8 protein-coding genes are annotated in these 11117 nt (G+C 38.0%); 7 read left to right on the plus strand and 1 reads right to left on the minus strand.

The window, feature by feature from the left end; all coding sequences use genetic code 11:
• Positions 1-232 precede the first annotated feature (232 nt).
• Positions 233-493: an outer membrane protein assembly factor BamD gene (locus ACYPZI_RS14880; RefSeq protein WP_459602983.1), complete on the plus strand. Its 261-nt coding sequence runs from the start codon at positions 233-235 to the stop codon at positions 491-493.
• Between the two features lie 11 nt (positions 494-504).
• The gene (locus tag ACYPZI_RS14885) at positions 505-2199 is read left to right on the plus strand and encodes a glutamine--tRNA ligase/YqeY domain fusion protein (protein WP_459602985.1); all 1695 of its coding nucleotides are present in this window, start codon (positions 505-507) and stop codon (positions 2197-2199) included.
• Between the two features lie 97 nt (positions 2200-2296).
• Here the strand turns inward: ACYPZI_RS14885 and guaA are convergent, their stop codons facing one another.
• Positions 2297-3817 (minus strand): glutamine-hydrolyzing GMP synthase, encoded by a 1521-nt coding sequence (gene guaA, locus ACYPZI_RS14890; RefSeq protein WP_459602987.1) that lies wholly within the window; start codon positions 3815-3817, stop codon positions 2297-2299.
• A 262-nt stretch (positions 3818-4079) separates the two neighbouring features.
• On the opposite strand from guaA, the gene ACYPZI_RS14895 reads away from it, so the two are divergent.
• The 5 genes from ACYPZI_RS14895 (at position 4080) to ACYPZI_RS14915 (ending at position 10891) form a co-directional block, all read left to right on the plus strand.
• Positions 4080-6437: an N-6 DNA methylase gene (locus ACYPZI_RS14895; protein ID WP_459602989.1), complete on the plus strand. Its 2358-nt coding sequence runs from the start codon at positions 4080-4082 to the stop codon at positions 6435-6437.
• Between the two features lie 73 nt (positions 6438-6510).
• On the plus strand, positions 6511-7101 hold the full coding sequence (locus ACYPZI_RS14900; RefSeq protein WP_459602991.1) for a MarC family protein: 591 nt from the start codon (positions 6511-6513) through the stop codon (positions 7099-7101).
• A 120-nt stretch (positions 7102-7221) separates the two neighbouring features.
• On the plus strand, positions 7222-8583 hold the full coding sequence (locus ACYPZI_RS14905) for an MFS transporter (protein WP_459602993.1): 1362 nt from the start codon (positions 7222-7224) through the stop codon (positions 8581-8583).
• Between the two features lie 71 nt (positions 8584-8654).
• A complete protein-coding gene (locus ACYPZI_RS14910) occupies positions 8655-10394 on the plus strand; it encodes a peptide MFS transporter (RefSeq protein WP_459602997.1) in 1740 nt (579 codons plus the stop codon).
• Between the two features lie 2 nt (positions 10395-10396).
• Positions 10397-10891, plus strand: a complete 495-nt coding sequence (locus ACYPZI_RS14915; RefSeq protein ID WP_459602995.1) for a DNA-deoxyinosine glycosylase — start codon at positions 10397-10399, stop codon at positions 10889-10891.
• Positions 10892-11117 lie beyond the last annotated feature (226 nt).

Consider the following 11117-nt stretch of genomic DNA (forward strand, 5'->3'; position numbering starts at 1 on the left):
CAGATGGAGCTTTTTTATCCAGGAAAGATATTCAATTTGGAGTTTCCTTTATCTTTCTTTTTTATAAAATACAAACTAACGATTTTTAATTTTTCATTCTTCACTTTTTTGATGCGGTTGCCCTAACATCTTTCAATATTTATTGATTTTCTGTATCTTTGCGCCTTACATTTTGAGAAAAGCAAGTAACAGTTAAACTATATATGTTACTTTTGTTATTTCTATCTATTTTATGAAACGAATTATACTAAGTATTGCCTTTGCTGTTATTGTATTAAGTTCCTGTTCATCAATCGACAGTGATGCTGAAAAAGCCGCTAAACTGAACCGTAAATCAATGGAATATGCAAGGGAACTTAAACTCGAAGAAGCAGAGAAATTATATCAGGAATCGAGGGAAATAGTAGCCCGGTACAAGGATACTGAGAAGTTCGATGAATTTCATCTGGCCTATAGTAAATACATGGCTGAAACCGCTGAAAAACAATATTAATATCTATACATATGTCTGAGAATATTTTGAATACGGAAGAACCTAAAAAAAGTCTCAATTTTATTGAGGTTGCTGTAGAAAACGACCTGCGGGAGGGTAAAAACGACAGTCGTGTGCAGACACGTTTTCCGCCTGAGCCAAACGGTTATCTGCACATAGGTCATGCAAAAGCAATTTGTATAGACTTTGGTATAGCCCAAAAATACGGAGGTGTATGTAATCTCCGCTTCGATGACACCAACCCCGTAAAAGAAGACGTAGAGTTTGTCGACTCTATTATGGAAGATATAAAATGGTTGGGTTACGACTGGGCGAATGTATATTACGCATCTGATTACTTTGCCCAATTATGGGATTTTGCCATTGAGCTGATCAAAGAAGGGAAAGCATACATCGATGAGCAATCCGCTGAGGAAATTGCCAAACAAAAGGGTACCCCAACCCAGCCGGGTGTAAATAGCCCGTACCGTGACCGTCCTATCGAAGAAAGCCTCGATCTGTTCAAAAAAATGAATGAGGGAGTTTTGGAGGAAGGCAGTATGGTGCTTCGTGCCAAGATAGATATGGCAGCACCTAACATGCATTTCCGCGATCCTATCATATATCGTATCATCAAACATCCGCATCACCGCACAGGAACTACATGGCAGGCTTATCCGATGTATGATTTCGCGCATGGGCAATGCGACTATTTCGAAGGAGTAACCCACTCTATCTGTACTTTGGAATTTGAAGTACACCGCCCGTTATACGATTGGTTCATCGACCAATTGGCATCCAATAACTATCGCCCCCGTCAATACGAGTTCAATAAATTACAATTCACTTATACGCTGTTGAGTAAGCGTAATTTGCGTCGTATGGTCGAAGAAAAAATATTGACAGGATGGGATGATCCCCGTATGCCTACTATCTGCGGATTTCGTCGCAGGGGTTATACCCCTGAATCGATTCATAATCTGATCGACAGAATAGGATATACGAAGTACGACGGAGTAAATGATCTTGGCTTACTGGAATACGCTGTACGTGAAGACTTGAATAAGAGAACGACACGTGTGTCGGCTGTACTCGATCCTGTAAAACTGATCATAACAAATTACCCGGAAGGAAAAACCGAAATGATGGAAGCTCAAAATAATCCGGAAGACGAAAATTCGGGTAGCCATAATATCCTTTTCTCTCGCGAATTGTATATCGAAAGAGATGATTTTATGGAAGATGCCCCGAAAAAATATTTCCGTCTTACACCCGGCAATGAAGTCCGTTTGAAGAATGCATACATCGTGAAATGTACAGGATGCAAAAAAGACGAGGCCGGCAATATAACAGAAGTATATGCCGAATATGACGCTCTTACAAAGAGTGGCATGCCTGAAAGCGGACGCAAGGTAAAAGGAACTATCCACTGGGTATCGACAGAGGATTCTTTCGATGCGGAGGTAAGGCTATACGATCGGTTATTTATGGTAGAAAATCCGGCGGACGATGGCAGGGATATTCTGGAATTACTAAATCCGGATTCGCTGAAAGTGCTAAAAAGTTGCAAAATGGAATCCTATCTGAAAGATGCTAAAGCCGGAGATAAATTCCAATTCCAACGTACGGGATATTTCTGTGTAGATACCGATTCTACTGCCGAAAATATGGTCTTCAACCGTACCGTGTCATTGAAAGACTCTTGGGCAAAGGAAAAAAGCAAATAGACAAAGTAGTATCTTAAACTACTCTAACGAAAATAAAAGGGGCTGTCCCAAAAGGTTTTTTAGACAGCCCATTTGTATGTATATAAGGTAACTATATTTACTCCCACTCTATTGTCGCAGGTGGTTTAGAAGAGATGTCGTAAACCACACGATTTACACCTTTTACCTTATTGATGATCTCATTTGACACTTTCGCTAAAAACTCATAAGGTAAATGTGCCCAATCGGCGGTCATTCCATCTGTTGATGTTACAGCACGCAAAACAACAGTGCTTTCATATGTACGCTCATCGCCCATAACCCCTACCGATTTCACCGGGAGCAAAATTGCTGCTGCCTGCCATATCTGATCGTACAAGCCATATTCGCGGAGCATTCGGATATATATATCATCTGCATTTTGTATAATCTCAACTTTCTCAGCAGTAATATCGCCCAATACACGGATACCAAGTCCCGGTCCCGGGAACGGATGGCGTTTAATAAGATTTTCCTTCATCCCTAATTCAATCCCTACTCGGCGCACCTCATCTTTAAACAATAGACGAAGAGGTTCTACCAATTTCAGGTGCATTTTTTCGGGCAAACCGCCTACATTATGATGAGACTTGATTATATGACCGGTGATAGATAGCGACTCTATCACGTCAGGATAGATCGTACCCTGTCCAAGCCACTTTATATCTTCCAGTTTATGAGCTTCCTCATCAAAAACATCAATAAAACCTTTACCAATAATTTTTCGCTTTTTCTCAGGCTCTGTAACCCCTGCCAGTTCATTGTAGAAACGTTGACTGGCATCCACCCCGATTACATTCAGTCCGAGGTGTTCATAGTCTTTCAGTACATTCTCGAACTCGTTCTTGCGAAGCAGACCATGATTTACAAATACACAAGTCAGGTTTTTACCTATGGCTTTATTCAAGAGCACGGCTGTAACAGAAGAGTCTACCCCTCCCGAAAGAGCCAGAATTACTTTATCATCGCCTAGTTGTTGTCTCAGTTCGGCAACAGTAGTATCGATGAAAGATGCCGGACTCCAGCCTCTTTTTGAATGACAAATATTCAGGAAATTGCTTAATAAACACGTTCCGTCTGTTGTATGGTAAACCTCCGGATGAAACTGTACAGCCCAAGTGGATTCACCTTTTATCTTATAGCCTCCCACAGCAACATCCGCTGTACTGGCAATGATCTCAAAATCCTCAGGCAATGTAGTAATACTATCCCCGTGAGACATCCACACCTGAGTCCCTTCAGATACACCATCGAATAAAGGATCGGAAGAATTTATTTTTGTCAGATGGGCACGGCCGTACTCGCGCGAGTCGCTTTTTTCAACCTTTCCACCGGATAAGTATGCCAGATACTGAGCCCCATAACAAATACCCAGTATAGGATATTTCCCTTTAATTTGACTAAGATCCGGTTTAAATGCATCAACATCATTCACCGAGAAAGGGCTTCCGGATAGAACAACTCCTTTTACCGAGTCATCATCAAAAGGGAATTTGTCGTAAGGAACAATTTCACAATAAACATTTAATTCTCTGATTCTACGACCGATGAGCTGGGTGGTCTGCGACCCGAAATCGAGGATAATGATTTTTTCTTGCATAAAATAATAATCTGATATAACTATCGTTTTTGATGCGCGTAAAGGTACAGCATTTTTTTGGAATTATACTTGTTCCTCTGAGATCAAATCCTAATTATCCTCATACAGAAATTAACAATATGAAAGTTAGCCTTAATATTTTACGTATCGTTACTCGAATCTACGTATGATAGAAACAAGGGGAAAAAATTAAGTAATAATTTTCCAAAAAAGATGTTATATTTGTAATTTCAAGTTTCTTCAATCTTAAAGATTTACATTGATGGCCAAAAAGCAAACAGAGCAGAGAGCTAGGCAAGTAGCAAAAGAATTACTCTCATTTAGGGGTTGGGCATTAGCAACTCCGAATAAAGGAGGACAATGCTTGGAAGAAAATGAATATAAAAACTACAAACATCTAGACGAAATATTTAGAAAACAATCAAAAACAGGGAAAGGTGACGGATATCCCGATTTCCTCATGGTTAATTCTAGTGAAGGTCTGAAACCAGTTCTAGTGCTAGAAACTAAAGCCGCAAGTTCTCAAATTGAAGAGGCTATTAAAGATGCGCAGCATTATGCAAATGCTTGTCTGGCATTAGGGCATGAAGTTGTCATTGTAGGAATCGCAGGAGGAGAAAAAGAAATTTGTAATGTAAGGGTGCAACGTCTTACACATTCAGGATGGAGTGATTTAACTTTGGATGGAATTCCAATAGATTGGATTCCGTCTTTAGAGCAGGTTAACAAAATTATATTGTCTATAAATTTAACAGAAGTTCAACCGGAAAAGCCCAGTAATTTTATTTTATCGCAACAAGCGGAAAGACTAAACGAAATACTTAGAGAGTGTAAAATAAAAGATGAATATAGGCCTATTTATATTGCAACTATTATGCTTGCTCTTTGGCAAGGGGATGTTTCTGTACAAGAGTCTATAGTGCTATCTCAAATTAATTCAAACGCACAGCAAGCACTCGTTAATGCAGGAAAATATCAACTGCAAGAAAGTTTGCGAGTTGATACTCAAAATTCAACTTTAGCTGCAAGGGCTTGGGAAATTGTCGATATTCTAAAGAAAGTAAATATTAATTCATTCATTAGAGAACATGACTATTTAGGACAACTCTATGAGACTTTCTTTCGATACACAGGAGGAAATACTATAGGACAATACTTTACACCTAGGCATGTCATTGATATGATCTGTGAAATCTTAGATATTGAGCCAGGAGATAAGATACTAGATCCAGCTTGTGGAACGGGGGGATTTTTAATAGGAGCACTTAATAAAATGGTAAAGAAAACAAAAAGACCATATGATGAAGCTGTAAATATAGTTAAAGATTATTTATTTGGAATAGAATCGGAACCCGCAACCGCTGCTCTTTGTATAACTAATATGATATTAAGAGGTGATGGAAAAAGTGGAGTAATAAAAGATAATTGTTTTTCAAATAAAAACTATCCTAATCAAGAAGTACAATTCGTATTAATGAATCCTCCTTTTCCTCATAAAAAAACAGATACTCCAGCTACAGAGTTTATTGATAGAGGACTGTGTAGCCTTGAAAAAAGAGGTATCCTCGCTAGTATTGTTCCATATTCTTTACTTGTAAATACAACAGATTGGCATAATAAAATATTAAAAAACAATACACTGCACATGGTCATAACTTTGCCTCCTGATGTTTTTCAACCATATGCATCTTATGATACTGCCATAATCATGATACAAAAAGGGATTCCTCATAAAGAAAAAAACGTTTTTATGTGCCGAATCAACAATGATGGTTATAAAGTAAAAAAGAAAAATAGGATTGAACGAGGAGGTTCACAAATTCCAATAATAATAGATGCTTTTAGAAGAAAAATAAGTATCCCAGAATTAACGTCGTATCCACTGATTGATTTAGAATCAAAAGAATGGACACCAGAAAATTACATAATGAGTGAAGTTCATTCTGATGATGAATTCACGATGGGATTAGAAGAATTTGTAAGAAAACAGGCTTCTTTTTACATTGCAAATGGAAGTAAATTATTGGAGAATGCATTATTAGGAGATCTATCTTCAATAGGACTAAAAGGCGATTTATTCTCAAGTGAATCTTCTATAGTTTTAAATAAGAAAGAATTAGGTGAAATTTTAGTTTCTGATTACTTTGATGTCAAATTAGGAGGAAAAGATGAAATTGAAGATTTAGATGAAGGAAATTTCCCGATTGTTTCTACAAGTGAATTTATGAATGGCGTATCAACATGGAAAAAACCGAGTCATTTTTATCCGTTCCCATCTATAACTGTGGCTACAGATGGTAGTGTTTGTTCTTCTTTTGTCCAGGAATTTCCATTTTATGCTTTTTATAAAGTCGCAATTCTAACTCCTAAAAATGAATATAAAGATATAGACCCCGATTCACTTTACTATATTTCATATTTATTATCACGAGAAAGATGGAGATATGTTTATGCTCGTAAATTTGGAAAATATAGGATAGAAAACACAAAAATGATAGTTCCCATAACAAAAGAAAGAAAACCTGATTTTTATAAAATGGGCGAAATTGTTCGAAAAACAAAAGCTTTTTCTATTATTTCTTTTTTTAGGAATATTATTCAAGGAGCAAAATTTAATTAACAAAGCGGCGCGCCGCTTATACAAATTGACACTGTCCATGACTTTGTTAATATATCTCTAAATCGTTATTATTATGGACTTGAGTATCAGCTTCACCCAAATTTTAAGCGCATTTGTTGTAATATTTGTACTGGTCGATGTTTTCGGATCTGTACCAATATTTCTAAACTTTCAGAGAGAAAGTAAAGATGTAAATCCTGTTCAGGCAGCGATCTATTCTTTTATCATAATGACCGCCTTTCTTTTCGTGGGTGATTGGGTGTTGAAGTTATTCAACGTGGATGTTTCGTCTTTTGCCGTTGCCGGAGCCTTGGTTATTTTTATTATTTCCATCGAAATGATATTCGGTGTAGAAGTTTTTAAGAACGACGCTCCCGGTGGATCAAGAACTCTCGTTCCCATTGTTTTTCCTTTGATAGCCGGCCCTGCGACTTTTACCGCACTACTCTCGATGCGTGCTGAGTTTGATGTATTAAACATTATCATTGCTCTGGCTGTGAATATGATAATTGTATTTTTTGTATTAAAGAATTTAAAACTTGTAGAAAAAATAGTTGGAATAAGCGGTGTGTACGTATTGCGGAAATTTTTCGGTATCATACTGATGGCTATAGCAGTAAGACTGTTCACGGCAAATATCAATGCCCTACTGAATAGTCTATAAACAAATTTTCTTTTTATTCTAATATATCAAATTTCTATCTTTTGGATATTTGAGATTCCTTTACTGATTCTTTTCTATACTTTTGCGTATCATAAAACAAGAAACTAATAATTTATATCGATGACCGAAATTCTGAGACAAAAATTAAGCGACTCCAGAGCAGCCAGGTTTATGGTTCTTGGGGTTGTAGCCCTTACCATGTTTTGCGGGTATTTTATTACTGACGTAATGGCACCACTAAAACAGATGTTAGAAAGTGAGTTTGGATGGAATAGTTCCGACTATGGTTTTTTCACCAGCGCTTACGGATGGTTTAACGTCTTTCTTCTCATGCTCATTTTTGGAGGTATTATCCTTGACAAAATGGGTGTCCGATTCACCGGATTAGGAGCATGTATAACAATGCTTATCGGATGTGCTTTAAAATACTATGCAGTTGCATATGGTTCCGGATTGGAGGGTACAATTTTTGGAGTCAATACGCAAGTCATGTTGGCTAGTCTGGGATTTGCCATATTTGGTGTAGGTGTTGAAATTGCCGGTATTACTGTAACAAAAGTTATAGTGAGGTGGTTCAAGGGCAATGAAATGGCTTTGGCAATGGGACTGCAAGTTTCCGTTGCACGCATTGGAACTACCCTTGCTCTATCCGGTGCAATTCCTATTGCAAAATACTTCAACAATATATCTGCTCCAATCTTATTTGGGCTGGCATTACTCTGTATCGGACTAATAGCATATATCGTCTTTTGTGTTATGGACAAAAAGCTGGATGCATCCATTACTGAAACAAACGAGACTGCTGAAGAACCATTTAAAATATCGGACATCTTATATATTGTAAAAAATAAAGGATTCTGGTTGATCGCATTCCTTTGCGTATTATTCTACTCGGCTGTATTCCCATTCTTAAAATACGCAGTCGATTTGATGATAAACAAATATAATATCGAACCGGAATTTGCAGGCAATATCCCGGCAATACTTCCTTTCGGAGCAATACTCTTAACTCCGCTTTTCGGAGGTATCTATGATAAAAAAGGAAAAGGAGCTACTATTATGATAATAGGAGCACTACTCCTTATCGTAGTTCATTTTCTTTTTGCCATGCCATTGCTCAATGTGTGGTGGTTCGCTACAGCTTTGATGGTCTTGTTAGGTATCGGCTTCTCACTGGTACCTTCAGCAATGTGGCCTTCCGTTCCTAAAATCATTCCTGAGAACAAATTGGGTACAGCTTATGCTTTAATATTCTGGGTGCAAAACTGGGGATTGATGGGAGTGCCTTATTTGATTGGAAAAGTATTGGATAAATACTGTATAACCGGACAACGTCCTGATGGCAGTCTTACATACGACTACACATTACCGATGATTATATTTACCAGTTTCGGTGTTCTCGCACTCATAGTCGGTCTGCTGTTGAAAGCAGAAGACAAGAAAAAAGGGTACGGACTGGAGCTACCAAATATAAAAAAATAAGAATTTAGGCCCGGGAGACCGGGTCTAATTATTTTATATAACTTTGAAAAATGATTTCTGATACACAATCTATCTCCGGACAAAAAGGACATCCCAAAGGAATATATCTGCTCTTTGCCACCGAAATGTGGGAACGATTCAGCTACTACGGTATGCGGGCGTTATTTTCCTTATACATGCTGAATGCATTATTGTTTGATAAAACACTAAGCGGACAAATATACGGGAGCTACACAGGCCTTGTATACCTTACCCCTCTGATCGGAGGATATATCGCCGACCGCTATTGGGGAAACAGGCGTTCTATCATGGTAGGGGCTCTGATTATGGCAATTGGTCAATTTCTGTTATTCCTCTCGGGATTATTCTTTGAAGATGTGAGCTTTGCAACGATACTAATGTTTTCAGGACTTGGCTTGCTAATTGCAGGAAACGGTTTCTTCAAACCGAATATTTCCTCAATGGTCGGACAGTTATATGCTTCGGGAGATAGCCGGAAAGATTCTGCGTATACGATATTCTACATGGGTGTGAATACAGGATCATTTATCGCGCCATTAATTTGTGGTTTCTTTGGGGATACAGGTAATCCTGCCGATTTCAAATGGGGATTTCTGGCTGCATGTATTGGTATGTTGATCGGACTCGCGGTTTTCATTTTCTATAAAGATAAATATCTGAAAACGCCGGAAGGCGATGCCATTGGAGTTATACCAAACAGCCGCGACGAGAAAAAGCTCAGCCCGGAAGCATCAGAAAATATTCAGGGAAATAGGAAATCAAATAGAAAGAATGTCATCATATGGTTTGGCGTCTGGATAATACTGTTTTATCTATTGTATGCCCTTCTCGATATGGATCTCATCGGATCTATCATATTCTCGATGGTAGTTGCTGCCCCGGGATATATTATTTCCGATCCCTCATTGACAAAGATCGAGCGTTCCCGCATATGGGTAATATATATTATAGCTTTCTTCGTCATCTTCTTTTGGGCGGCATATGAGCAGGCAGGGGCATCTTTAACCTACTTTGCGGAAGAACAAACAGAAAGGCATATCAGTTTATTCAACCGGACTATACCGACCTCCTATTTTCAATCAATTAATGCGTTGGCTATTGTCCTGTTTGCTCCATTATTCGTCGTTCTGTGGGCAAAACTAAACAAGAAAAAGAAAGAACCTGCTTCACCTTTTAAACAGTCCATCGGGCTATTTTTGCTTGCAATCGGCTACCTGATTATTGCTTTCGGCGTGAAGGGACTTGCTCCCGGGGTAAAAGTAAGTATGTTATGGCTGGTAAGCTTATATGTAATACATACCTTCGGCGAGCTTTGTTTATCCCCTATCGGTTTGTCGATGGTAAATAAACTGGCTCCGGTCAGATTTGCATCATTGCTTATGGCTACATGGTATATGAGCACAGCGGCAGCGAACAAATTTGCAGGAACGCTTAGCAGTTATTATCCTCAACCTATAATAGAAGTGGGTATCATTCAGGAAGCAGAGAAAAATAATTCCATAACACTTCTGCCCGAAGACTTTGAAGAATCTGTCACGGAAAAAGGCGGAACAAAGGTTATTCCGTTCGATCGTTTGACTTTCTCCAAAATAGACGATAAAACATTAAAGAGCCAGATTCAAAACAATTTGGAAAAGCAGCAAATGGAGAATCCGAAAACATTTATGGGTTATCAAATCTCAAACCTGTACGATTTCTTCATGTTGTTTGTGTTTATGGCAGGCGCGGCTTCTGTTATCTTATTCTTCCTTTCGAAGAGATTACTGAAAATGATGCATGGAATTAAGTAGGTATGAGAAAAATTGCTTTTGAACCCATTGCAGACAATGAATCCCGAATATTGATACTGGGAACAATGCCTAGCGAGGAATCACTTCGCAAGCAGGAACGGTACGGGCACAAAAGTAATCAGTTTTGGAAAATTGTTTTTATATTGTTCGACAAAACGCTTCCCGACAATTACGATGAGAAAATAAAGCTACTGACAGACAATCATATTGCCATTTGGGATGTGCTTCATTCCTGCGAAGGCTCAGGAAGCTTAGATAGTAATATCAAGAATGAGAAGCCCAACGATTTTAAGAAGTTCTTTAAACAATATCCACAAATCAGATATATTTTCTTTACCAGTAAAAAAGCTGAAGAATTTTATAAGAAATACGTTGGATTTGACAAAGACAGAATGTATTCTACCTTACCTTCGCCTAGTTCTGCCAACGCAAGAATGAGCTTAAATGAAAAAATCGAAAAGTGGAAGATTCTGAAAGATACTTCTGCTCAGGGATAACAGTGGTAGTCACTTAAAATTCATAATCTCCTTCAACAAGTGCTATACGAACTTTATTTAGTCGTCCCTTAAATAGCATTCATGCTTCTGATTATCAGCAAAATAACATTTAAAATAATTGTTTAAATCTGCAAGAATTCATATCTTTGTGGTATAATTCTTGCAGATTTATATGCTACAATACAGTAAAAAAGATAATCAGAGAAGTTTATTTTTCTCCTTATCA

Source organism: Dysgonomonas reticulitermitis (assembly GCF_054601275.1).